General features: G+C 72.4%; 21 protein-coding genes. 12 read left to right on the top strand and 9 right to left on the bottom strand.

The annotated features are described in order from the left end of the window. Position 1: 1 nt before the first annotated feature. The 4 genes from DV701_RS10705 to DV701_RS10690 are packed head-to-tail and all read right to left on the bottom strand — an operon-like array spanning position 2 to position 4,738. Positions 2-2,764, bottom strand: coding sequence for a multicopper oxidase domain-containing protein (locus DV701_RS10705; protein ID WP_114928296.1), 2,763 nt, complete (start codon positions 2,762-2,764; stop codon positions 2-4). Position 2,765: 1 nt separating this feature from the next. Next, on the bottom strand, positions 2,766-3,992 hold the full coding sequence (locus DV701_RS10700; RefSeq protein WP_202863501.1) for a hypothetical protein: 1,227 nt from the start codon (positions 3,990-3,992) through the stop codon (positions 2,766-2,768). Next, the gene (locus tag DV701_RS10695) at positions 3,989-4,429 is read right to left on the bottom strand and encodes a hemerythrin domain-containing protein (protein WP_114928295.1); all 441 of its coding nucleotides are present in this window, start codon (positions 4,427-4,429) and stop codon (positions 3,989-3,991) included. Before DV701_RS10695 ends, DV701_RS10700 begins: the two co-directional genes overlap by 4 nt. Positions 4,430-4,432: 3 nt before the next feature. Then, complete coding sequence (locus tag DV701_RS10690; protein ID WP_114928294.1) at positions 4,433-4,738, bottom strand: DUF2249 domain-containing protein; 306 nt, start codon at positions 4,736-4,738, stop codon at positions 4,433-4,435. Positions 4,739-4,903: 165 nt separating this feature from the next. Here DV701_RS10690 and DV701_RS10685 point away from each other — a divergent pair, with 165 nt between their 5' ends. The 11 genes from DV701_RS10685 to DV701_RS10635 all read left to right on the top strand — a co-directional run bounded on the left by DV701_RS10685 (position 4,904) and on the right by DV701_RS10635 (position 17,863). After that, positions 4,904-6,175 (top strand): MFS transporter, encoded by a 1,272-nt coding sequence (locus DV701_RS10685; RefSeq protein ID WP_162802968.1) that lies wholly within the window; start codon positions 4,904-4,906, stop codon positions 6,173-6,175. A 43-nt stretch (positions 6,176-6,218) separates the two neighbouring features. Then, positions 6,219-7,043, top strand: coding sequence for a helix-turn-helix transcriptional regulator (locus DV701_RS10680; protein WP_114928293.1), 825 nt, complete (start codon positions 6,219-6,221; stop codon positions 7,041-7,043). Continuing rightward, on the top strand, positions 7,040-10,744 hold the full coding sequence (locus DV701_RS10675) for a nitrate reductase subunit alpha (protein WP_114928292.1): 3,705 nt from the start codon (positions 7,040-7,042) through the stop codon (positions 10,742-10,744). The genes DV701_RS10680 and DV701_RS10675 overlap by 4 nt, the downstream gene beginning before the upstream one ends. Before the next feature lie 37 nt (positions 10,745-10,781). Beyond that, complete coding sequence (narH, locus tag DV701_RS10670; protein WP_114928291.1) at positions 10,782-12,491, top strand: nitrate reductase subunit beta; 1,710 nt, start codon at positions 10,782-10,784, stop codon at positions 12,489-12,491. Next, entirely contained in the window at positions 12,488-13,249 is a 762-nt protein-coding gene (gene narJ, locus DV701_RS10665; RefSeq protein ID WP_228254977.1) for a nitrate reductase molybdenum cofactor assembly chaperone, read from the top strand. The genes narH and narJ overlap by 4 nt, the downstream gene beginning before the upstream one ends. Next, positions 13,246-13,983, top strand: coding sequence for a respiratory nitrate reductase subunit gamma (gene narI / locus DV701_RS10660; protein ID WP_114928290.1), 738 nt, complete (start codon positions 13,246-13,248; stop codon positions 13,981-13,983). The genes narJ and narI overlap by 4 nt, the downstream gene beginning before the upstream one ends. Then, positions 13,980-14,381: a cupin domain-containing protein gene (locus DV701_RS10655; protein ID WP_114928289.1), complete on the top strand. Its 402-nt coding sequence runs from the start codon at positions 13,980-13,982 to the stop codon at positions 14,379-14,381. Before narI ends, DV701_RS10655 begins: the two co-directional genes overlap by 4 nt. Continuing rightward, positions 14,378-15,565: a ThiF family adenylyltransferase gene (locus DV701_RS10650; RefSeq protein ID WP_114928288.1), complete on the top strand. Its 1,188-nt coding sequence runs from the start codon at positions 14,378-14,380 to the stop codon at positions 15,563-15,565. Before DV701_RS10655 ends, DV701_RS10650 begins: the two co-directional genes overlap by 4 nt. Before the next feature lie 8 nt (positions 15,566-15,573). Beyond that, a complete protein-coding gene (gene mobA / locus DV701_RS10645; protein WP_162802967.1) occupies positions 15,574-16,224 on the top strand; it encodes a molybdenum cofactor guanylyltransferase in 651 nt (216 codons plus the stop codon). Beyond that, positions 16,221-16,466 (top strand): MoaD/ThiS family protein, encoded by a 246-nt coding sequence (locus DV701_RS10640; RefSeq protein WP_228254976.1) that lies wholly within the window; start codon positions 16,221-16,223, stop codon positions 16,464-16,466. The genes mobA and DV701_RS10640 overlap by 4 nt, the downstream gene beginning before the upstream one ends. 77 nt (positions 16,467-16,543) lie before the next feature. Then, positions 16,544-17,863: an MFS transporter gene (locus DV701_RS10635; RefSeq protein ID WP_228254975.1), complete on the top strand. Its 1,320-nt coding sequence runs from the start codon at positions 16,544-16,546 to the stop codon at positions 17,861-17,863. Between the two features lie 126 nt (positions 17,864-17,989). On the opposite strand, the gene DV701_RS10630 is transcribed toward DV701_RS10635, so the two are convergent. The 4 genes from DV701_RS10630 to DV701_RS10615 are packed head-to-tail and all read right to left on the bottom strand — an operon-like array spanning position 17,990 to position 21,125. Next, complete coding sequence (locus DV701_RS10630) at positions 17,990-19,087, bottom strand: tellurite resistance/C4-dicarboxylate transporter family protein (RefSeq protein WP_228254974.1); 1,098 nt, start codon at positions 19,085-19,087, stop codon at positions 17,990-17,992. A 4-nt stretch (positions 19,088-19,091) separates the two neighbouring features. Next, positions 19,092-20,090 carry a GTP 3',8-cyclase MoaA gene (moaA, locus tag DV701_RS10625; protein ID WP_202863500.1) on the bottom strand — a complete coding sequence of 333 codons (999 nt, stop codon included), beginning with the start codon at positions 20,088-20,090 and terminating at the stop codon, positions 19,092-19,094. Further along, the gene (locus tag DV701_RS10620) at positions 20,090-20,608 is read right to left on the bottom strand and encodes a MogA/MoaB family molybdenum cofactor biosynthesis protein (RefSeq protein WP_114928285.1); all 519 of its coding nucleotides are present in this window, start codon (positions 20,606-20,608) and stop codon (positions 20,090-20,092) included. Before DV701_RS10620 ends, moaA begins: the two co-directional genes overlap by 1 nt. A 52-nt stretch (positions 20,609-20,660) precedes the next feature. After that, positions 20,661-21,125: a MarR family winged helix-turn-helix transcriptional regulator gene (locus DV701_RS10615; protein ID WP_114928284.1), complete on the bottom strand. Its 465-nt coding sequence runs from the start codon at positions 21,123-21,125 to the stop codon at positions 20,661-20,663. 64 nt (positions 21,126-21,189) lie between these two features. Here DV701_RS10615 and DV701_RS10610 point away from each other — a divergent pair, with 64 nt between their 5' ends. Then, entirely contained in the window at positions 21,190-23,361 is a 2,172-nt protein-coding gene (locus tag DV701_RS10610; RefSeq protein WP_114928283.1) for an MMPL family transporter, read from the top strand. Between the two features lie 136 nt (positions 23,362-23,497). On the opposite strand, the gene DV701_RS10605 is transcribed toward DV701_RS10610, so the two are convergent. Beyond that, positions 23,498-23,848 (bottom strand): YciI family protein, encoded by a 351-nt coding sequence (locus tag DV701_RS10605; protein ID WP_114928282.1) that lies wholly within the window; start codon positions 23,846-23,848, stop codon positions 23,498-23,500. Positions 23,849-23,963: the final 115 nt, after the last annotated feature.

The raw sequence follows: 23,963 nt of genomic DNA, 5'->3' as shown, positions 1-23,963 counted from the left end.
CTCAGTCGGTCACGTGCACGAACCCGTGCGCGCCCCGCTCGGCGTCCACCATGATGTGGGACACGACCGGGTAGTGACCAGCCTCCGGGAAGGTCAGCTCGACGAAGCCGCCCTGCGCGGGCTGCAGCCCGAGGGCCTGGGCGCCCGCACCCTGCGCGGGCCCGTCGGGCCCGCCGAGGGTGTAGGCACCCTCTGCGTACACGGTGTCGAACTGGCCGCCGACGATGTGGAAGCTGGTCGCGCGGTTGGGCCCGTTGTCGAGCACCCAGAAGCGCACCCGCTCGCCGACCTTCGCCTCGAACATCCGGTCCGGGTCGTCGTACTGGTTGGCGATGCCGTTGAAGCTGACGAGGGAGGGTCGCTCGGCGAGGATCGCGTCCACGTCCACCGCGGCCGCCGGAGTCCCGTCCTGGCCCGTCCCGGGCTGCAGGTAGGTCTCGGACTGGACGACGAGGTACTCGCGGTCGACCTCGGGCAGCCCCTGCTCCGGCTCGATGATGACGGCGCCGTGCATGCCCGCGGCGATGTGGGAGCTCATCGGCATCGTGGCGCAGTGGTACATCCAGATGCCTGCCCGCTCGGCGGTGAAGCGGTAGACGAGCGACTCGCCGGGCGGGATCGTGCGCATCGGCCGGTCCGGCGCGAGCGCGCCGGCGTGGAAGTCGATCGAGTGCCCCATCGTGCCGTCGTTGACGAGCGTGATCTCGAAGACGTCGCCCACCCGGCCGCGCAGGGTCGGGCCGGGCACCTCGCCGTTGAAGGTCCACCGCACCTGGGTGATGCCCGGGGCGACCTCGAGCTCCTCCTCGGTCGCGGTCATCGTCAGCCGGTGCACCGTGCCGCTCTTCGTGGTCAGCGGGGGCAGCACCGGGTCGACCGGGTGCCCCACGGTGGCGTCGGGGTCGATGCGGACGGGGGCCGGGTATGCCGTGCCTCCCGCGGTCCCCGCCGTGCCGGCACCCCCGTGGTCGGGGTGGGTGGTCGCGGCGGCGGCGTCGGTGCCCCCGCCGGTGACGACGACGTCCAGGACCATGCCCATCTGGCGGTGCCCCACGATGGTGCACCAGCCCTGGACGGACCCGGTGACCACGCCGACGTCCAGGGTCGCGGTCTCCCCGGCGGACAGCCGCGGGGTGCGCTGCCCGAGGAGCTGGAGGTCGTGCAGGTTGGTCTCGTCGGTGTTGGTCAGCTCGATGACGAGCCGGTCGCCGGCGGGGACCTCGATGCTCGAGGGCTCGAAGGCCATGTCGACGGCCTCGACCTTGACGGTCGTGGTGCGCCCGGTGGGCTCGACACCGGCCGCTGCGGTCGTGGAGGGGCCGGTGATCCCGCCGGTCCCGTACAGGCCCGCGGCCGCCGGGTCCAGGGCGACCCCGACCGAGACGGCCAGGACGAGCGCCGAGACGGCGGCCACGAGCTGGCCGACCGACCAGATGGAGGGCAGCCGGTCCGGCTCGCCGTGGGCGAGGCCGGGGGTGGGCGTGGCGCCGGAGGGCCGCTCCCCGCGGGCGCGGGCCTGCTCGACCTCGCGCTTGGCGCGGGTGGCGGCGAGGATGCCGCCGAGCATGATCGGGACGAAGGCCGCCAGCGCGGCGAGCACGAGCACGGAGACGACGACCCGCACGATGCTCGGGACGGGGAGCAGGGCCAGCAGCAGGCCGAGGTTGATCGTCACCAGCCGGGTGGTGGCCCACCGGTCGAACCAGCGCGCCCCGGCCCGCACCACGGTCTTGCCCCCGCCGAGCACCGACGGCATCAGGTAGGACAGCGCGCCGGAGAGCAGCTGGGCGGCGAAGCCGACGACCAGGACGGCGCTCGTGGTGCTGAACCCGTCGGCGAACTCCGCCCACGTCGCCGTGGTGAGCAGCCGGGCGAGCACCACGAAGATGGCGACGAGCCACCACACCAGGGCGAGCCCGACCGAGGCGGGCGCGAACTCGCGGGGGAGCTTGGTGCGCACGGGCGCCAGGACGGCGGAGGCCCACCACAGCAGCGAGACGGCATACAGCACGAGGGCGGCGACGGTGACCCACCGCAGGTCGGCGAGGGCGCCGACGACGAGCAGGCCGATCGCGCCGGCCAGGCCGGGGAGCGCCTGCTCGGCGCGCTTCTCGGCGCGCGGCCCGATCGCGGTGCGCAGCATGGTGGGCCACAGGGTGAGCAGCGTGCCGGTGACCGTCAGGCCCACCCAGCCCAGGACGTTGACCGTGATGTGGGCGAGCAGGATGCGTCCCTGAGCGGCGTCGTCCAGGCCCAGCGCGAGGGTGGCGCCGAGCGCGACGCCGACGGGCAGGCAGACCACGGCGGCGAGGTAGTAGCGCACGGTGACCCGGAAGCGTCCCGGCAGCGCGGCGCGCAGCCGGCGGCCGAGCTGGACGCCGTGCCAGACGACGGCGGCGGCGACCAGGGTCGCGCCGACGACGGTGAGCCACCACTGCGTGGTGGGGACGCCGACGAGGGTCAGCACGGTCCCGGCGAGGAGGAGGACGAGGCGCCGGCTCTGGATCCTGCGGTCGTCCAGCCCCGGCCGGGTCTTGAGCAGGGCCTGGGTGAAGTGCGTGCTCCACACCATGATCGCGTGGGTCAGAGCCCCGAGGAGCACCACGTGGACCATGAGCCAGCGGGAGCCGGGCACGAACGGGTGGACGAGGGTCATGACGACGGCCAGCGCCATCCACACCAGGGACGGGTAGTCGCGCAGGGGCCAGCGGCCCCGGGCCGAGCGGCCGCCCTCGGCGGGGCGGGCGGCGGGGCGGTCGAGCATGTCAGGCACGGTCCTCCGACGGGGTGGGTGAGGGCGCGGCGGGCGCGGGTGAGGGGATGGCCGGCACGCCGGCCCGGGAACGGTGCGGGATGGCGGCACCTGCGCGGCGGGGTCTCCGCCGGGTGGCGACGACCGCGGTGACCACGGAGACGAGCGCGAAGAGCAGCACGGCGACGACGTTGCCGACCAGCGCGGCCTGCCACGCGGTGGTCTGCTCGGCGAGCACGGTGAGGACGCGGCCCAGCAGGGTCACGTGCAGCAGCACGAGCGGCACCCACATCCAGCGGTGGTAGGGCAGCCTGACCCGCAGCACGGCCGGGAGGATGACCGGCGCGTGCGCCACGATCATCGACATCGCGAAGCCGAGGAAGGTGGCGTGCACGACGACGTCGTAGCCGGCGGCGGAGGTCGCGGGGGAGCCGAGCACGACCAGGCCGACGCCGGCCACGACCAGCCAGACGTAGCCGGCGAGCAGGGCGGCGGCGGAGAACCGGGGCAGGCCGCTGGCGCGGACCAGCCGGCGGGCCACGTCGTGCCGGACCAGCCAGAGGGTGAGCGCGACGACCGCCAGGCCCAGGGCCCGCCCGCCGGTCACCGGCCAGAGCACCGCGGCGAGCGCGGCGGCGGTGAGGGCGACGGCGAAGGCGGTGAGGCGCAGCTGCGCGTCGGCCGGCATCGCCAGCCGGGCCAGCTCGACGCGCTCGGCCCCGATGGTCAGCACGATGAAGCCGACGAGCAGGGGCACCACGGAGGCCACGTCGAGCCGGGTGAGCAGCAGGGCGGCGGCCGCGGCGAGGACGGCACCGAGCGCCTGGACCCCGATGAGCGGGTCGCCGTTGCGGCGCCACAGGGCGGCGTAGACGACGACGAGCAGCAGCATCCCCTGGGTGAGCAGGAGGCGGCCGAGCAGCGGGTCGGGCAGCACGACGAGCGCGAGCGCGCCGGCGCCGAGCACGCCGGGGGACAGCAGCGCCCAGCCCTGGCGCAGCGCGACCGCCCGCTCCAGGGCGATGACGGTGCCGAGGAAGCCCAGGACCATGAGCGGTCCGTGCAGGACGGCCAGCCGCGGGCTGCCGGCCGGGGCGGGCACGCCGGCCAGGGTCAGCGCGGCGTCCAGGCCGGCGAGCAGGGCGAGCCCGCCGGGCAGCAGCAGGAGGCGGCCGGCCCCCGGCGGACGGCCCGCCCCGGGGAGCCGGCCCGCCCCGGCGGCCCGGACCTCCGCGGTCATGACGGCGGGGGCGCGGTGAGCGACTCGACCTCGGCCCAGTCCGGGCCCTCCAGGGCGATGGCCGAGGCGGGGAAGAGCCCGTTGTCCTCGCGCTCGACGTGGTGGCGCAGGTCGTGGATGAAGGTGTCCACCAGCGCGTGGTCGCCCTGCTTGATCGCCTCGAGCTGCTCGTCGAGCGTGATGTGCTCGCCGCAGAGGCTGTCGATGTGGTCGACGAACTCCTCCTGCCGGCGCATCACCGTGAAGAGTCCGTCCTCCTCGTTCCTGGTGTGCGGGTGCAGCAGCGTCTCGACCTCCTGCACCGCCGCCGCGACCTGCGCGGGGTCACCCTCCCGGCAGGCGCGGCGCAGCACTCCTGCGGCGTTGATGATGTCGGTGTGCTCGGCCATGAAGCGGCCGATGACCTCGATCGACTCGCAGCCGCAGTAGGTGCACACGACTCAGGCGTGGCGCGTGAAGCGCAGGGTCCAGGCCTCGGGGCCGCGCTCGACGTAGTCCCAGGTCACGGCCTCGCCGTGCAGCTGCTGGATCTGACCGAGCAGCGGCAGCGGGTCGTGCGGGGCCACGAGGTCCATCTGCTGGCCGTGCCGCAGGCCGTTCAGCGCCCCGAAGATCGTCGCGTGCCGGATGGCGTGCGGGATCTGGCGGGCGTCCAGCGAGGGGATGTCGGCGTCGTGCTCGCCGCAGCCACAGCTGCTCTTCTCGGTGATGGGCAGCGAGGTGTGCCCGGTGGTGGCGTCGGTCATGGCGTTCCTTTTCGCAGGCGGTGCGTGGGTGGGTGGACCACCCCAATATAAACGAAACAACGGAGTGCTCGAAAGGCCAACACTACACGTCGTCGTACACTAGGCTCTTACCGTCATCGTCCCATCCGCGCCCCGCGGTCACCACCCTTTCCGGAGAAGAACGCCATGAGCGAACCGCTCGCCCACGACGTCAACGCCCAGGCGGACGCCGGGCCCGACGCAGCGACCGCCCGCACGATGCTGATCCTGGCGACCCTCGGGTTCGCCATCTGCTTCTGGGCGTGGGCGCTGCTCTCCCCGCTGGCGGTGACGCTGCGCGACGAGCTCGGCCTCACCTCGCTGCAGCAGTCCCTCGTCGTGGCCACCCCCGTCATCGTGGGCTCCCTGGGTCGCATCCCGGCAGGCGCCCTCACCGACCGGCTGGGTGCCAAGGTGATGTTCCCGGCGGTGGCGGTGCTGACCATCCTGCCGGTGCTCTTCCTCGGCTTCTTCGGCAACAACCTGCCCGCCCTGCTGGTCGGCGGCTTCTTCCTGGGGATCGGCGGTACCTCCTTCGCGGTCGGCGTGCCGTTCGTCAACGCCTGGCACCCGCCGGCGAAGCGCGGCGCGGCCCTCGGCATCTTCGGCATGGGCACCGGTGGCACCGCGGTGGCCGCCTTCACCACGCTGCAGCTGTCCAACGCCTTCGGTCGGCCGGCCCCCTTCGTCGTCGTGGCCGTCCTGCTCGCCGCGTATGCCGTGGCCGCCTGGTTCCTGCTGCGCACCGCGCCCGGTCGCGCCGGTGCTGCCACCGGCAACTGGCTCCTCAACGCGCTGCGGACGCTGGCCCAGCCGGTGGCCCTGAAGCTGGCCATCCTCTACGCGATCGCCTTCGGCGGCTTCGTCGCCTTCAGCGTCTACCTGCCCACCTACCTGGTCAACAACTTCGGGATGGCCAAGGGTGACGGCGCCCTGCGGATGGCGGGCTTCGTCGTGGTCTCCGTCATCGCCCGGCCGCTCGGCGGCTGGCTGTGCGACCGCTTCTCCAGGACGCGCGTCCTGGCGGGCCTGCTCGTGATGACCGGTCTGTTCGCCCTTCTCGCCGCCCTCGTCGGGGCGGGCACGACGGTCATCGTCGGCGACAACCACTACCCGGTGGCCCTGGAGCCGGTCGGCACGGTCGCCTTCCTCGGCATGGCCGCCGGCCTGGGTGCCGGTGCCGGTGCCGTCTTCGCCCTCGTCGCCGCGCTCGTGGAGCCGGCCCGCGTCGGCGCCGTCACCGGCGTCGTCGGAGCGGCCGGCGGTCTGGGCGGGTTCGTCCCGCCGCTGCTCATGGGAGCGATCTACGGCGCCTACGGCAGCTACACGATCGGGCTGCTGCTGCTGGCGGCGGTGGCCATCGCCGGCGGCCTGTTCACCCTCGTGGGATTCCGCCGGGAACTCGCCCGCGAGGGGTAGTTTTCTGGCACGATAGGAGGATTGCAAGGAGGAGGAGGCGCACATGCCGGACGTCAGCACCGACCCCCGGGTTCCCTCGGTGGGCGTCACGCTGCTCGGCTCGCCGGTGCGCCGCGGCGTGGTCGAGGTGCTGGCCGCCCTCGGCGAGGAGATGCGCAGCCAGGGGCTGACCGCCGCCGAGCTCGGTGAGCGCCTCGCCCTGCACACCACGACCATCCGCTTCCACGTCGACCAGCTGGTGGCCGCGGGCGTGCTGGACTCCCACTTCGTGCGCAGCGGCGGCGTCGGGCGGCCCAGCAAGAAGTACGTGCTGCGCGAGGACCCGCTGGGCGCGACCGCCCAGCAGGCCCGGGACAGCCGCCCGTTCGAGGTGCTGGCCGGGCTGCTCACCGCCACGCTCTCCACGGAGCAGACCGAGCGGCTCACGCCCGAGCAGGCCGGCGCCCTGTGGGCGCAGCGACGCGCCGAGGAGGTCGCCCAGGTCCGCGCAGCGGTCCAGGGGGCCCGCGTCACCGGAACGAGCGCCACCGGCGCCACCGGCGCCGAGGACGCCGCGCCCGGCACCGGCCGCGACGCCAAGGTCGCCGAGGTCATCGCCCTGCTCGGCGACTGGGGCTACACGCCGCAGACGCACGAGCTGGAGGACGGCACCGGGGTCGACGTCACGCTGCGCCGGTGCCCCTTCATCGACCTGGCACGATCGCACCCGGACGTGGTGTGCGGCGTGCACCGCGGACTGCTGCGCGGCGCGCTGACCGCCGTCGGCGAGCCGGACGCCCGCGTCAGCCTCGAACCCTTCGTCGGCCCGGACACCTGCCGGGCCCGCCTGTACCTGACCGAAGACGACCAGAGGAGTGCACGCCCATGACCGACATCCAGGAGCGTCCGGCAGGCTTTGACGGCCCCCTGAGCTCGGCCCTCGTCGGCACCCGGCGATTCTTCACCCGCGGCACCGTCTCGCAGGACCACCGCGACCTCACCCTCAAGGGCGGCCGCAGCGGCGACTCCTTCTACCGCGACCGGTGGAGCCACGACAAGGTGGTCCGCTCCACGCACGGGGTGAACTGCACCGGCTCCTGCTCCTGGAAGGTCTACGTCAAGGACGGGATCATCACCTGGGAGGCCCAGCAGACCGACTACCCGACCACCGGCGCCGACCGGCCCGAGTACGAGCCCCGCGGCTGCCCCCGCGGTGCCGCCTTCTCCTGGTACACCTACAGCCCGACCAGGGTGCGCTACCCCTACGTGCGCGGCACCCTGCTGCAGATGTACCGCGAGGCCAAGCAGCAGTTCAAGGACCCGGTCGTGGCCTGGGCCAGCATCGTGCAGGACGAGGAGAAGTCCCGCACCTACAAGGCGGCCCGCGGCAAGGGCGGCCTGGTCCGCTCCACCTGGGAGGAGACGGTCGAGATGATCGCCGCCGCCCACGTCTACACGATCAAGCGCTACGGGCCCGACCGGATCGGCGCCTTCTCCCCGATCCCGGCGATGTCCCAGGTGAGCTACGCCTCCGGCGCGCGGTTCAACGAGCTCATCGGCGCGCCGATGCTCTCCTTCTACGACTGGTACGCCGACCTGCCCAACGCCTCCCCGCAGATCTGGGGCGACCAGACCGACGTGCCCGAGTCCGGGGACTGGTGGGACGCGGCCTACCTGATCATGTGGGGCTCCAACGTCCCGCTGACCCGCACCCCCGACGCGCACTGGATGATCGAGGCCCGCTACCGCGGCCAGAAGGTCATCGCGATCGCCCCGGACTACGCCGAGAACGTCAAGTTCGCCGACGAGTGGGTCGCCCCGGCGCCCGGCACCGACGCCGCTCTCGCGATGGGCATGGGCCACGTCATCCTCAAGGAGTTCTTCGTCGACCGCGAGACCGACTTCTTCGCGGGCTACACCAAGCGCTTCACCGACCTGCCCTACCTGGTGACGCTGGACGAGGTCGACGGCGCGGAGGGCGTGTTCCGGCCGGGCAAGTTCCTCGTCGCCGGCGACCTCGAGGGCCATCCCGAGTCGACCTCCGAGAACGCCATGTGGAAGCCGGCCGTCCTGGACGCCGCGACCGAGGAGGTCGCGATCCCGCAGGGCTCGATCGGCCACCGCTACGGGCCCGAGGGCGAGGGCAGGTGGAACCTGGACCTGGGTGACATCGACCCGGTCCTCTCGCTCTACGGCGACACCGGCGAGTCCGTCGAGCTGGAGCTGCCGCGCTTCGACCTCGGCACGAAGGTGGCCTACGAGCGCCGCGGCGTGCCGGTCCGTCGGGTCGGCGGCCGGCTCGTCACCACCGTGCTCGACCTCATGCTGGCCCACTACGGCGTGGCCCGCGACGGGCTTCCGGGGGTCTGGCCCGCCGGCTACGAGGACCCTGCGGTCCCCGCGACGCCCGCGTGGGCCGCGGAGCTCACCTCGGTGCCGGCCCACCAGATCGCCCGGCTGGCCCGGGAGTTCGCGCAGAGCGCGATCGACAGCCAGGGCCGCGGCATGATCCTCATGGGCGCCGGCACCAACCACTGGTACCACTCCGACCAGATCTACCGCGCGATGTGCATGCTCACCACCATCACCGGCTGCCAGGGCCGCAACGGCGGCGGCTGGGCGCACTACGTCGGGCAGGAGAAGGTCCGCCCGCTCATGGGCTTCCAGCAGATGGCCTTCGCGCTGGACTGGGTCCGCCCGCCGCGGCACATGAACCAGACCGCCTACTGGTACGTCCACACCAGCCAGTACCGCTACGACACGTTCAGCACCGACGACGTCGGCGCCGGCACCGGTGCCTTCGAGGGCCGCACGATGATGGACGTGCTGGCGCAGTCGGTCCGGCTCGGCTGGACGCCGAGCTACCCGCAGTTCGACCGCTCCTCCCTCGTGCTCGCCGACCAGGCCGCCGAGGCCGGCGTGGACGTCAAGGAGTATGTGGTCAACCAGCTCAAGGAGGGGTCGCTGCGGTTCGCGGTCGAGGACCCCGAGCACGAGGAGAACTGGCCGCGGGTGCTCACCCTGTGGCGCTCCAACCTCTTCGGCTCCTCGGCCAAGGGCAACGAGTACTTCCTCAAGCACCTGCTCGGCACCACCAACGCGGTCCGGGCCCAGGAGGCCGGCGAGGACCAGCGCCCCCGCGAGGTGGTCTGGGCCGAGCGGGCGCCGGAGGGCAAGCTGGACCTGCTGATGACGATCGACTTCCGGATGACCAGCTCCACGCTGCTCTCGGACATCGTGCTGCCGGCCGCGACGTGGTACGAGAAGCACGACCTCAACACCACCGACATGCATCCCTACGTCAACTCCTTCAACCCGGCCATCGCCCCGCCGTGGCAGACCAAGACGGACTGGGACGCGTGGAAGGCGATCGCCAAGCGCTTCTCCGAGCTGGCCGTGGACCACCTGGGCACCCGCACCGACGTGGTCGCCAAGCCGCTGTGGCACGACACGCCGGAGGCGATGGCCAGCGTGCACGGCGTCGTGCAGGACTGGAAGACCGGCGAGGTCGAGCCGGTCCCGGGCAAGACGATGCCGGTGCTGGTGGCGGTGGAGCGGGACTACACCCAGGTCTACGAGAAGATGACCTCGATCGGCCCGCTGCTGGAGAAGGTCGGGATGGTCACCAAGGGCGTCCCCTACGACCCCAAGGAGGCGATGGCCAAGCTCCGCGCGCTCAACGGCACCGTCCACGGCGGCGTCGCCGACGGGCAGCCGCGGCTCGACACCGACGTGCACTGCTGCGAGGCGATCCTGCACCTGTCCGGCACCACCAACGGCTCGCTGGCGACCCAGGGCTTCAAGAACCTCGAGAAGCGCACCGGCACCACGATGCACGACCTGGCCGCCGAGCACGAGGGTCAGATCATCACCTTCGCCGACACCCAGCAGGCCCCGGTCCCGGTCATCACCTCCCCGGAGTGGTCCGGCAGCGAGTCCGGCGGCCGGCGCTACAGCCCGTTCACCCAGAACATCGAGCGGCTCAAGCCCTTCCACACCCTGACCGGTCGCCAGCACTTCTACCTCGACCACGACTGGATGCAGCGGATGGGCGAGTCGCTGCCGACCTACCGGCCGCCGCTGGACATGACCCAGCTCTTCGACGAGCCGGCGATCGGCAGCCAGGGCGAGCTGGGCGTCTCGGTCCGCTACCTGACCCCGCACAACAAGTGGTCGATCCACAGCGAGTACCAGGACAACCTGTTCATGCTCTCGCTCTCCCGGGGCGGGCAGACGATCTGGATGTCCGACGTGGACGCGGAGAAGATCGGGGTGCGGGACAACGACTGGATCGAGGCGGTCAACCGCAACGGTGTCGTCGCCGCGCGGGCGATCGTCAGCCACCGGATGCCCGAGGGCACGGTCTACATGCACCACGCCCAGGACCGGCTCATCGACGTCCCGCTGACCGAGACCGACAACAAGCGGGGCGGCATCCACAACAGCCTCACCCGGATCCTGATGAAGCCCAGCCACCTGATCGGCGGCTACGCCCAGCTGGCCTACTTCTTCAACTACATCGGCCCGACCGGCAACAACCGGGACGAGGTCACCTCGATCCGCCGGCGCACCGTGCCGGTCACCTACTGAAACCCACCCGACGCACCGCATACCAGAGGAGAAGAGAATGCGTGTCATGGCACAGATGGCCATGGTGATGAACCTGGACAAGTGCATCGGGTGCCACACCTGCTCGGTGACCTGCAAGCAGGCGTGGACGAACCGCTCCGGCATGGAGTACGTCTGGTTCAACAACGTGGAGACGCGGCCCGGGCTGGGCTACCCCCGCACCTACGAGGACCAGGAGGAGTGGAAGGGCGGCTGGATCCGGCAGGACAACGGCCGGCTCAAGCTGCGCTCGGGCGGGCGGCTCAACAGGCTGCTCAGCATCTTCTCCAACCCCAAGCTGCCCTCGATCCAGGACTACTACGAGCCCTGGACCTACGACTACGAGACGCTGCTCAACGCCCCGGCGCAGGAGCACTTCCCGGTGGCCCGCCCGCGCTCGCTGATCTCCGGCAAGCAGATCAACATCGAGTGGTCGGCCAACTGGGACGACGACCTCGGCGGCAGCCGGGAGCACGCGGCGCAGGACCCGATGCTCAAGGGCATCGAGGACAAGGTGAAGATGGAGTTCGACGAGACCTTCATGTTCTACCTGCCGAGGATCTGCGAGCACTGCCTCAACCCCAGCTGCGCGGCCGCCTGCCCCTCCGGCGCGATCTACAAGCGCGAGGAGGACGGCATCGTCCTGGTCGACCAGGACAAGTGCCGCGGCTGGCGGATGTGCGTCACCGGCTGTCCCTACAAGAAGGTCTACTTCAACCACAAGACCGGCAAGGCCGAGAAGTGCACCTTCTGCTACCCGCGCATCGAGGTCGGCATCCCGACCGTGTGCGCGGAGACCTGCGTGGGCCGGCTGCGCTACATCGGCCTCATGCTCTACGACGCCGACAAGGTGCTCGAGGCGGCCTCGGTGGAGGACGACCACGACCTCTACGAGGCGCAGCGCTCGGTCTTCCTGGACCCGCACGACCCCGAGGTGCAGCGCGCGGCGGAACGGGCCGGCATCCCCGGCGACTGGGTCGAGGCGGCCCAGCGCTCGCCGGTCTGGCGGCTGATCAGCGACTACAAGGTCGCGCTGCCCCTGCACCCGGAGTACCGCACGATGCCGATGGTCTGGTACATCCCGCCGCTGTCGCCGGTCGTCGACGTCATCAAGGAGACCGGCTCGGACGCGGAGGACCAGTCCAACCTGTTCGCCGCGATCGACGCGCTGCGCATCCCGGTGGAGTACCTGGCCAACCTGTTCACCGCCGGCGACACCCAGCCGGTGGACTTCGTGCTGCGCCGGCTGGCGGCCATGCGCTCCTACATGCGCGACATCAACCTGGGCCGGGACCCGCAGGAGTCGATCCCGGCGGCCGTCGGGATGAGCGAGGAGGAGATGTATGAGATGTACCGCCTCCTGGCGATCGCCAAGTACGACGAGCGCTACGTCATCCCCACCGCCCACGGCGAGGAGGCGCACGCCCTGGAGGAGACCGCCACCGACTGCCCGGTGAGCGGCTACGACGACGAGCTCCTGGACATCTCCGGCCCCTTCGGCGAGGGCTCGGGCCGCGGCAGCTCGACCCCGGTGGCGGTGGAGAACTTCAAGATGCTCCAGCGCCGCCAGACCTCCGACGAGCTGCTCTCCGGCGGCACCAAGCGGGGCCGCGTCAACCTGCTCAACTGGGACGGCAAGGGCGTGCCCGACGGGATGTTCCCCGACCGCGAGGTGCACATGGACGGGTCCAGCCTGGAGGACTCCACGAGGGGAGATGGCTCCCGATGATGCCGTGGCGCCGCCACCGGCGCACCCGCTCCACGCTCGCCCCCGGGCAGCAGGCGGACGCGTGGCAGGCGGTCTCGCTGCTGCTGGACTATCCCGACGAGACGCTGGTCCAGCGGCTGCCGCTGCTGGGCGAGGTCGCGAACGGTCTGCCCGCCCCGGTGGCGCAGCCGCTGCGGCGGTTCCTGGAGCACGCGGCCTCGACCCCGCTGCAGGAGCTGCAGCGGGACTACGTCGAGACCTTCGACGTGACCCGCAGGTGCGCGCTGCACCTGACGTACTTCCTGCACGGAGACACCAGGAACCGGGGCGCGGCCCTGGTGCGGTTCAAGCAGCTCTACCGTCAGCACGGCGTCGAGCTGCCCGACCGCCCCGAGGGCGGTGACGCCGAGCTGCCCGACCACCTGTGCGTGGTGCTCGAGTTCGGCGCCACCGTGGCGCCGGAGGCGGCCTGGAAGCTGCTCAACGACCATCGCGTCGGGATCGAGCTGCTGCGCCGGGCGCTGGACCACCGCGGCTCGCCCTGGCTCGACGTGGTGCAGGTGCTGCGGGCCACCCTGCCCGGCCTCGACGGCGACGACCAGCAGGCGCTGGCCAAGCTCATCGCCGACGGTCCGCCGCTGGAGACCGTGGGCCTGGACGACGCCCTCAACGCGCCCTACTCGATCGACCCGGCCCTGGACGGGTCCTCCCAGCCCCCGCCCCAGGCGGAACGGCATACCTCGCTCGGCCCCACCATCCCCGTAGGAGCCCCCCGATGAGCACCTTCCTCTGGGTGATCTTCCCGTACATCTGCCTGGCGATCTTCGTCGTCGGGCACGTCTGGCGCTACCGCTACGACAAGTTCGGCTGGACCACCCGCAGCTCCCAGCTCTACGAGACCAAGCTGCTGCGCATCGGCAGCCCGCTGTTCCACTTCGGCATCCTCGGCGTGGCCGCCGGGCACTTCATGGGCCTGGTGATCCCGCAGAGCTTCACCGACTGGCTGGGCCTGAGCCACGAGGCCTACCACGTCATCGCGCTGGCCGGTGGCATCCCGGCGGGCCTGGCCGCGCTCGTCGGGCTGGGGATCCTGGTCTACCGGCGGCGCACCGTCGGTCCGGTCTTCTCCGCGACGACGGTCAACGACAAGGCGATGTATCTCGTCCTGGCCGTCGTCATCCTGCTCGGCATGTGGAACACGATCGCCGGCGGCCTGCTCACCATCGGCGGGGAGTACAACTACCGCGACGGCGTCTCCCCGTGGTTCCGGCAGATCTTCTGGTTCCAGCCCGACGCCTCGCTGATGGAGAACGCGCCGCTGGGCTTCCAGCTGCACGCGGTCCTCGCCTTCCTGCTCTTCGCGATGTGGCCGTTCACCCGTCTGGTGCACGTCTTCTCGGCGCCGGTCGGCTACTTCACCCGCCCCTACATCGTCTACCGCAGCCGCGACCGGCGCGCCGGTGTGGCCACCGGCACCCGCGCCCAGAAGCGCGGCTGGGAGCGGGTCGAGTGACCCAGCCGCACGCGGTCTTCGGCGACCTCGGCCTCTCCCCGGCGAAGGAGGACCCCTCGCGCGTCGTCGACGTCCTGGCCGAGGGCGAGCGCCTGCTGGCCAAGGCGCGGGCCAGCGGTCTGGGCCGCGCCGTGCGCGCCCTCGTGCGCCAGCCCGGGCAGAACCTCATCGTCCTGGGGCTGCCCGCCGGCGGCGGGCTCCCGGACCACGACGCCCCCGGGCCGGCCTCGCTGCTGTGCCTGTCCGGCGAGGTGGTGCTGCGCACGGCCGGTGCGTCGTGGACGCTGCCCGCCGGGACGGCGCACGCCATACCCCAGCAGACGCACGACGTGCGCGCCGACGTCGACAGCGTGTGCGTGCTGACCGTCTCGCTGCCCGTCGAGGACGTGGCGCGATGACGCTGGGCACCGACGTCCGGACCGACGAGGGGCTGGCCCCGCTCGTCGAGCCGGGACCGCCGCTGACGCGCGAGCAGGTCTCGCGCTACTCGCGCCACCTGCTGGTGCCCGGGATGGGCATCGAGGCGCAGCGGCGGCTGCTCAACGCGCGGGTCGTGGTCATCGGGGCCGGCGGGCTGGGCAGCCCGATCCTGTCCTACCTCGCCGCGGCCGGCGTGGGGCACCTGACGATCGTCGACGACGACGTCATCGACACGACCAACCTGCAGCGCCAGGTGATCCATCGCAGCGAGGGCGTCGGGCGCCGCAAGGTCGACTCCGCGGCGGACCACGTCCACGGGCTCAACCCCGACGTCGGCGTCGAGGTGCGGCACACCCGGATCACGCCCGAGAACGCCGAGCAGCTCCTCGTCGGCCACGACCTCGTGCTCGACGGCGCGGACAACTTCCCCACGAGGTATGCCGTCTCCGACGCGGCCACCGCGCTCGGCATCCCCGTGGTCTGGGCAGCCGTGTTGCGCTTCGACGCGCAGATCTCCTCCTTCGTGCCCGGCCGGCGCGGCTCGGTGAGCCTGCGGGACCTCTTCCCGCTGCCGCCGCGCCCCGAGGACGTGCCCTCCTGCTCCGAGGCCGGGGTGCTCGGTGCTCTGGTGGGGCAGGTCGGCTCGATCATGGCCGGCGAGGCGGTCAAGCTCATCTGCGGATTCGGCGAGCCGCTCGTCGGCCGGCTGCTGCTGGTCGACGCGCTCGCGCAGCGCACCCGCGAGGTCCCGCTGCGCCCGGCCGGGGTGGTCCTGCCCCGGCCCCCGCACGAGCCGACCCGCGACCTGGTGCCGCTGGAGGAGGTCTCCGCCGAGGAGGTCTCGGCGCTGCTGGCCGCCCGGGGCGCCGCCGGTGGTGGCGGTGGGGACGCGCCGGTGCTCCTCGACGTGCGCGAGCCCGCCGAGCACGCGCTGGGGACGGTGCCGGGCGCGCTCACCGTGCCGGTCGGCGAGGTGCTGACCTGGGAGGAGCTGGTCGGCCAGCTGCCGGAGGGGCCCGTCGTCGTCTACTGCAAGACGGGCCCGCGCGCCCGGCGCGCCGCCGCCCACCTGGTGCGGATCGGCCATCCCGGCGTGCGCGTGATGACCGGCGGCATCCTCGCCTGGATCGACCGCGTCGACCCCTCGCTCCCGTCCTACTAGGCCCCGGCGTGGGTGACGGGCCGCCGGGCGCGGTCGACCTGCTCGTCCTGGCCGGCGGCCGGGGCGAGCGGCTGGGCGGCCAGGACAAGGCCGCCCTGGTCCTCGACGGCCGCCCGCTGCTGGACCGCGTCCTGGACGCGGCACCCTCCCTCGGCGGCCGCGTCGTGGTCGTCGGCGACACCGCCGTGCCGCCAGGCGTCCTGCGCACCCTGGAGGACCCGCCGGACGGCGGGCCGGTGGCCGGCATCGACGCCGGGCTTGCGGTGCTGGGGCGTGCCGGCCGCGACGGCGGGCCGGCCCCCTGGGTCGCGGTCGTGGCCGTCGACCAGCCGGCCGCGGCGCAGGCCCTGTCGAGCCTGCGCGCGGCCCTGACCCGCGTGCCCGACGACGTCGACGCGGTGAGTCACGTCGACGGGACCGGCCACCGCCAGTGGCTGCTCGCGCTCTACCGGCGGGCCGCGCTCGAGGGTGCGCTGGCCGCGCTGCCGGGCGCACGGCATACCTCGGTCCGACGGCTGGTGGGCGACCTGGCCTGGTGGGCGGTCGACGCGGGCGGGGAGCACGTGGGCGACGTGGACACCTGGGCGGACCTGGAGGGCTGGGAACGGCGCCTGCGACGTGGGAGGATGGCCGGACAGCTACCTGAGAAAGAGGGATGACGATGGCGACCGTCAGATTCTTCGCCGCAGCGGCGGAGGCGGCCGGCACCGGGTCCGAGGTCGTGCACGCGGACGACCTGGGCAGCCTGCTCGACCGGCTGGTCGAGCTCCACGGGGAGGAGCTGGGCCGCGTGCTCGGACGCAGCTCGGTGCTGCACGAGGGACAGTACGTCAGCGACCGCGGGACCCCCCTCGCCCACGACGCGGTCCTCGACGTCCTCCCGCCCTTCGCAGGGGGCTGACCGGCGCGGGCGCCCGCCGTGCGGGGCGTCGTCGGCGGGCGTAAGGTCGGTGGGGTCCCGCACGAGAGGCAGTGAGCGTGAGCGAGTCCCCGACCGGCCCGGCCGGAGCAGTGTCGGCACCGGCGGCGGTGACGGCGGAGCAGCGCGCCCGGGCGCGCAAGGCGGTCGTGGCCGCCTCGATGGGCAACGCCCTGGAATGGTTCGACATCATCGTCTACGGCTTCTTCGCCGTGGTGATCTCCGACCTGTTCTTCCCGGAGGACGCCGACCCGACGGTGGCGCTGCTGGCCGTCTTCGGGACCCTGGCGCTGACCTACTTCATCCGCCCGGTCGGCGCGATGGTGATCGGCAACTACGGCGACCGGCGGGGGCGCAAGGCGGCGCTGACGCTGACGATCGCGCTGATGACGCTCGGCGTGGGGATCATGGGGTTCTCGCCGACCTACGCCACGATCGGCGTCGCCGCGCCGGTGCTCATGCTGCTCTCCCGGCTGATCCAGGGGTTCTCGGCGGGCGGCGAGTTCGGCTCGGCCACGACCTTCATGACCGAGCACAGCCCGGACAAGAAGGTCTTCTACGCCAGCTGGCAGGTCGCGACGCAGGGCATCTCGCTGCTGCTGGCGGGCCTGTTCGGCTGGGTGCTCACCACCACGCTGAGCCACGATGCGCTCTACTCCTGGGGATGGCGGGTGCCGTTCATCTTCGGCATGCTCATCGGCCCGGTCGGCTGGTGGATCCGCCAGTCGATGGAGGACACCCCCGAGTTCGTCGCCGTCGAGGAGCGCGAGCAGCGGGAGGCGGTGCCGCTGGGCACCGTCCTGACCCACCACCTCGGCCGCGTCTTCACCGGCGCCGCGTGCGTCGGCGTCGCGACGATGTCGGTCTACCTCATCCTCTACATGCCGACCTTCGCGATCACGGCGCTGGAGCTGCCCGCCTACTCCGGCTTCGTCGGCGCGTCCGTCGCCGGTCTGGTCACCCTCGTGCTCGCCCCGGTGTTCGGTCACCTGGGCGACCGCATCGGGACCGTGCCGATCATGGTGGTCGCCGCGGTCGTGGGCGGACTGGTGGTCTATCCGCTCTTCCTCAGCCTCATCGACAACCCGTCGATCTGGATGCTCACCATCGTCGAGATCGTCCTCGGCATCGTCCTGGCCGCCTACTTCGCCCCGCTGCCGGCGATGATGTCGGCGCTGTTTCCCACCGAGGTGCGGACCACGGGTATGTCGCTCGCGTACAACGTGGGCGTGACCACCCTGGGCGGGCTCACCCCGCTCGTGCTCGCCTGGCTGGTCGACCACTTCGCCGACATCTCCCCGGCGATCTACTACATCGCGGTGTGCCTGCTGTCGCTGGTCGGGCTGACGATCGCGCGCAAGGTCTACAGCATGCGCTGAGGTCACGCACCACTCACGTACGGTCGTTGTAGATCACTCGCGCTGCATCACGCGATCTCTACAAGAACCGTACGCAGGTCGGGGGTGAAGTCCGTCGCCGCTGCGGGGAGCGCTACGACAGGCGCGCTACGCCGCCCGGGCTCCGGCCGGCACGGCGCGCACCGCGCGCACGATGGAGCGGACCATGCCGACGGCCACCAGCGTCCAGGCCACCAGCGCCACCCACCACCAGCCGGCCCCGATGGCCTCCACGACCGGCAGCCGGTTGGCCTGGCCGAGGTACATGCCGGCGACGGCGTACATGCCGAGCGGGAAGACCATGCTCCACAGCGTGGGCTGGTAGACCAGCGGGATCTTGTGCAGCAGGTGCCGCCAGAACCCGGCGGCGACGAGCACCGGGATCAACCAGGTGGCGAACGCCCAGAAGACCACCGACATGCCGGCGACCAGGTCGCGCGTCACGTCGATCATCGGCGCGTCCTTCATCTCCACGATCCGGGCGCCGGCCACGATCGTGATGGCGACCGCCCCCATCGCCACCCAGTAGGGCGGGTCCAGGTGTTCGGGGCGCAGCGGGTAGAGCATCACGCGCAGCGCGACGAAGACGGCGCACCCGGCATACAGGACGACCCCCACCGACCAGGCGAGGACGGCGAGGATCGCCAGCCACTCGCGCTGGCTCTCGTAGAGCGGCTCCAGGCCGGCGGCCACGACCGCGATCGACTGGCTGGCCACCACCCAGATGAACCAGGTGCCGTTGGCGGTGTCGAGCATCGGGCGGCGCTTCATGCCGAGCACCGAGGTCCAGGGGATGACGTAGCCGAGCACCAGCCAGGCCAGCACCGCCACCGCGAGCAGCACCCCGGCCACCACCACGTGGCCGGTGCCCACCAGCGAGGCGGCCAGCACGTTGGTCGCCGCGATGAAGGTGAAGAAGCCGAACGCCCGTGCCGGGTCGTGGAAGTCCTCCGACATCTGGTGCCGGAAGGACAGCAGCCGCCACCCGGTGAGCACCAGGAGCACGACGTAGAAGACCACCGTGAGCCAGAACAACGCGGTGGCCAGCAGCGTGAACCCCTTGAGCTGGGCGCCGATGCAGACGATGCCGGTCGCCATGACGCCGGCGAAGTAGCCGGGCGTGAGGCGGACGGGTGCGAGCGGGTGGTGAGCTGCCGGCCGGGTGGTGGCCGGCGCGCCGGCGGGAGACTCGGCGGGCTCGCTCACGGGTTCAGCCCCCGATGCGGCTCATCGGCCGCGGCGGCTGCAGGAAGCCGGGCTCGTTGATGCCGTGCCCCGGCAGCTTGGCGCCGATGGAGGCGCGGAAGAGGTCGGCGAGGGCCTCGTCGTCGGCGCCGTCCCGCAGCGGGGTGCGCAGGTCGGTCTCGCCGGTGGCGAACAGGCAGTTGCGGACCATGCCGTCGGCGGTCAGCCGGACCCGGTCGCAGGACCCGCAGAAGGGCATCGTCACCGAGGCGATGACTCCCACCGTCTGCGGCCCGCCGTCGACGTAGAAGCGCTCCGCCGGCGCGTTGCCCCGGGACTCCTGCGGCTCGGGCTCCAGGTCGAACTCGGTGCGCAGCCAGGACAGGATCTCCTCGCCGACGATCATCTGCGAGCGGTCCCACTGGTGCTGGGCGTCCAGCGGCATCTGCTCGATGAAGCGCAGCTGGTAGCCGTGGGCCAGGGCGAAGCGCAGCAGGTCCACGGCCTCGACGTCGTTGACGCCACGCATGAGGACGGTGTTGATCTTCACCGGCGTCAGCCCGGCGGACGCGGCCGCCTCGATGCCCTCCAGGGTGTCCTTGAGCCGGTCCCGCTTGGCCAGCTCGATGAAGGTCTCGCGGCGCAGCGTGTCGAGGCTGACGTTGACGCGGGTCAGCCCGGCGTCCTTGAGGGCCTGCGCGTTCTTGGCCAGGCCGACCCCGTTGGTGGTCATCGAGATCTCCGGCGCCGGGTCGAGCGCGGCCAGCCCGGCCACGACGTCGACGAGGTCGCGGCGCAGCAGCGGCTCGCCGCCGGTCAGGCGCACCTCCTCGATGCCGAGGCCGACGGCGACGCCGGCCAGGCGGAGCAGCTCGGGGGTGCTGAGCATCGTGTCGCGCGGCAGCCAGGGCACCCCCTGCTCGGGCATGCAGTAGGTGCAGCGCAGGGAGCAGCGGTCGGTCACCGAGACCCGCAGGTCCTTGTGCACCCGGCCGTAGCTGTCGACGAGCGGTCCGCTCACCATCAGTGGTCACCTCCGGCGACCTGGTCGATGAGGTGCTCGAGCAGCGGCCCGAGCACGTCCATGCCTTCCTGCACCGCCGAGGGTCGGCCGGGCAGGTTGACGACGAGCGTACCTCCGACGCCCACGTCGTCGGGCCAGTCCACCACGCCCACCACCCCGCGCGAGGCGGCGGCGTAGGGGGTATGGCGTGCGCCCTCGTGGCGCAGCAGCTCGGCCAGCCCGGGGTTGTCCCGGGTGATGACCTGCCTGGTCGCCTCGGGCGTCAGGTCGCGCGGCCCCATCCCGGTGCCTCCGGTGGTCACCACGAGGCGGTGCCGCTGACCCACGGCGCCGCGCAGGGCTGCGGCCACGCTCTCCACGCCGTCGGGGACGACGACCGGCTCGTCGACGGCATACCCGTAGGTGCGCAGCGCGGTGACGAGCACCCGGCCGGACTCGTCCTCGCGGCGGCCGTCGGAGCTGCGGTCCGAGACGGTGATCGCCGTGGCGGGGCGGGCGGCGGGGGAGGGGGAGGTCACGGACCAAGGGTAGCCGCTATTTGCAGGAACGACGGGGGCGGTCGGGCGCCCGTCACAGGAGGCGGGAGACCGCCCGGGTGGCTCCCTCGAGATAGCGCAGGACGACGGCCAGCTCCTCGTCGGTGAACGCGGCGTCCAGCTCGGCCAGCTCGCGGAACATCGGCATCATGTGCCCCAGGACCTCCTCGCGCCCGCTCGCCGTGGCCTCGACGACGGTGCGCCGCCGGTCGGACTCGTGCGGCTGGCGCTTCGCGTGGCCCCGTGCGACCAGCCGGTCGACGATGCCGCTCGCCGCGGCGGAGGTGACGCCGAGGCGGTGCGCCAGCTCGGTGGGCCCGACCGGGTCCTCGATGACGTGCTCGAGCACCGCCAGCTCGGTGTGCGTGAGGCCGGTGCGACGGGCGAGGGCAGGTGAGACCCGCCCGCTGGTCGCGAGCAGGCGGCGCAGCGCCTCCAGCGCGTCGCTGCGGCGCCAGGACCCGAGCCAGGCGGCCTCCGGCGTGCTAGCCTCTGTCACTTAGTATCTCACTTACTTAGACATCTGCTCCCTCACCCTGGATAGTAGCCGAGAGGATCACCGCATGGACAGGCTCGTGTCGTTGCTGACCGGACGACGGGCCTGGGTGCTCGCCGTCCTCGCCCTCGTGATCGGCGGCTGGCTCGTCGGCGGGGTGGGTCAGGCCGAGAAGGACCCCTCGCCGCTGTCGAGCCTGCCCGCCGGCTACGAGAGCACGCAGGGTCAGGAGCTGCTGCAGGAGCTGCCGGACGAGGGCACCTCTGCCGCGATCGTGCTCTTCACCGCGGACGACATCCGGGCGGACCTGCCCGAGCTGGGGACGGTGATGCAGGACCTCGCCGCCACCTACGACCAGGGCAACGGGGCGCAGGGGCAGCCGGCTCCGGCCCAGGACGGCCCCGTCGGCGGGGGCGGCGAAGGTCAGGGTGGCCCGCCTCCCGGCGTGGCTGGCGGCCAGGGCGGCATACCGCTGATCCCGTCCGAGGACGGGACCGCAGCGCTGAGCGTGCTGACGGTCGACTCCGCCTCGGCGAGCGTCGCCCGCGACGTCGTCTCCGCCCTGCGCGCGGACCTGGACGGTGCGGTGCCCGAGGGGGTGACCGCGCAGGTGACCGGTCCCGCGGCCGTCCAGGCCGACCTGGCCTCCGTCTTCGACGGCGCCAACATCACGCTGCTGGCGGTCACGGCCAGCGTGGTGGCGCTGCTGCTCATCGTCACCTACCGCAGCCCGCTGCTGTGGATCGTCCCGCTGACGGTCGTCGGCGTCGCCGACCAGGTCGCGGCGGTCGCGGCCACGCGCGTGCTGGCCCTGGTCGGCGTGCCGTGGGACGAGTCGACGGTCGGCATCCTCTCGGTCCTCGTCTTCGGCGCGGGCACCAACTACGCGCTGCTGCTCATCTCCCGCTACCGCGACGAGCTGCGCAACCACCACGACCGGCACGAGGCGATGGCGCTGGCGCTGCGCCGGGCGGCGGAGGCGATCCTCTTCAGCGCGAGCACGGTGATCGTCGGCGTGCTGTGCCTGCTGCTGTCGGTCTTCCCCTCCACCCGTGGGCTGGGGCTGGCCTGCGCCGTCGGGGTCGTGGTCGCCGCCGCGTTCGTGCTCGGCGTGCTGCCGGGCGCGCTCGTCGCGCTGGGCCGCTGGATCTTCTGGCCGCAGGTGCCCCGCGAGGGGCAGACCGTGCTCAGCGAGTCGCGCTCGGCGTGGCGCCGGGTGGGCGACCGGGTCGCCCTGGCACCGGCGCGCTACGTGGTCGTCACCCTCGTCGTGCTGGCCTCGATGGCTTTCGGCCTCACCCAGCTGCGCAGCGGGCTGGCCCCCGAGGACCAGTTCCTGCGGACGCCGGAGGCGATCAGCGCCGCGCAGCGGTTGGCCGAGTCCTTCCCGGCGGGCACCTCCGACCCGGTGCTGGTCGTGACGCGCACCGACGAGCAGTCCCGGGTGGAGGACCTGGCCGACACCCTCGGGCAGGTCGAGGGCGTCACGAGCGCCACGGCGGTGCCGCCCGTCGAGGGGATCGGCCAGGTGCGGCTCGTCCTGCAGGCCGAACCCGGCAGCGACGCGTCGCGGACGACGGTGGAGCAGGTCCGGGAGACGCTGACGGGCCAGCCGGCGACCTACGTCACCGGCGGCGACGCCTCGACGACGGACGCCGACGACGGGGCGGTGCGCGACCGGCTCGTGGTCATGCCGCTCATCCTCGTGGCCGTGCTGCTGGCGCTGGCGCTCCTGCTGCGCTCGGTCCTGGCGCCGGTCATCCTCGTGGCCAGCGTGGTCGCAACCTTCTCCGCGGCGCTGGGTGTCTCGTGGTGGGTCTTCACCAAGATCTTCGACTTCGGCGCGATCGACGCCACGATGCCGCTGCTGGCGTTCGTCTTCCTCGTGGCGCTCGGGGTGGACTACAACATCTTCCTCATCACCAGGACCCTGGAGGAGGCGCGTGGTCACGGGACGCGCGAGGGCGTCCTGCGGGCGCTCGGCGCGACCGGCGGCGTGATCACCAGCGCCGGCATCCTGCTGGCCGCGGTCTTCGCGGTGCTGGGCGTGCTGCCCCTGGTCGTCCTCGCCCAGATCGGCGTGGTCATCTGCATCGGCGTGCTGCTCGACACGCTCGTGGTGCGCACGATCCTGGTGCCCGCGATCGTGCGGCTGCTGGGCGAGCGGTTCTGGTGGCCGCGGCGGGTCGGGTCGCAGGGCCTCCCGCACCACAGCGAGGCCTACGTCGAGCAGCTCTAGGGCCGCCGGACCGGCCGGAGTGCTCCGGCGGAGCACCCCGGCGCGCGGTGCTCCGCGGAGCACCCCTGCGCGCAGGTCTCGGCCGCTCGTGGCCGCGATCGCTGCCGCGCCGGCTCCGGCACGGTGCCTCTCCGCCTCATTCGGCCAGGCGACGGAGCTCGATGAGCTCGCCCCGTGAGGCGAAGCGCTCGGCGCACGCCCGTAGGTCCGCCTCGTCCTCGCTCTCGACGAGGTAGAAGCCGACCACCTGCTCGACGGACTCGGTGAAGGGACCCGCGGTGAGGGTCGTCCCGCCGCTGCCGTCCGGGCGCATGGACGTGGCCTGCGCGCTCGGCTCCAGCGGCGAGGTGACCACGATCGTGTGACCGCCGTCGGCGAGCTCGCGGTGGAACTGCTCGTGCGACCGCATGCCTTTCTCGTGCTCCTCGGGAGGCAGCTGCGCCCACTCGGACTCGGGGGCGGGCAGCAGCAGCAGGTATCGGCTCATCGGGTGGTCCTCCTGGTCGGTGTCGGGTCCGCGGGTCCGCGTCCTCTGCTCCCCTGACGGACGAGGCGGCCACGGATCGACAGCCCTCCCCAGAAACGTATCCGCGCGCCGCCGC

It is taken from the genome of Ornithinimicrobium avium, assembly GCF_003351765.1.
Classification (GTDB): domain Bacteria; phylum Actinomycetota; class Actinomycetes; order Actinomycetales; family Dermatophilaceae; genus Ornithinicoccus; species Ornithinicoccus avius.
The sequence above is the reverse complement of the archived record's forward strand: the minus strand, read 5'-3'. Positions and strand labels throughout refer to the sequence as shown.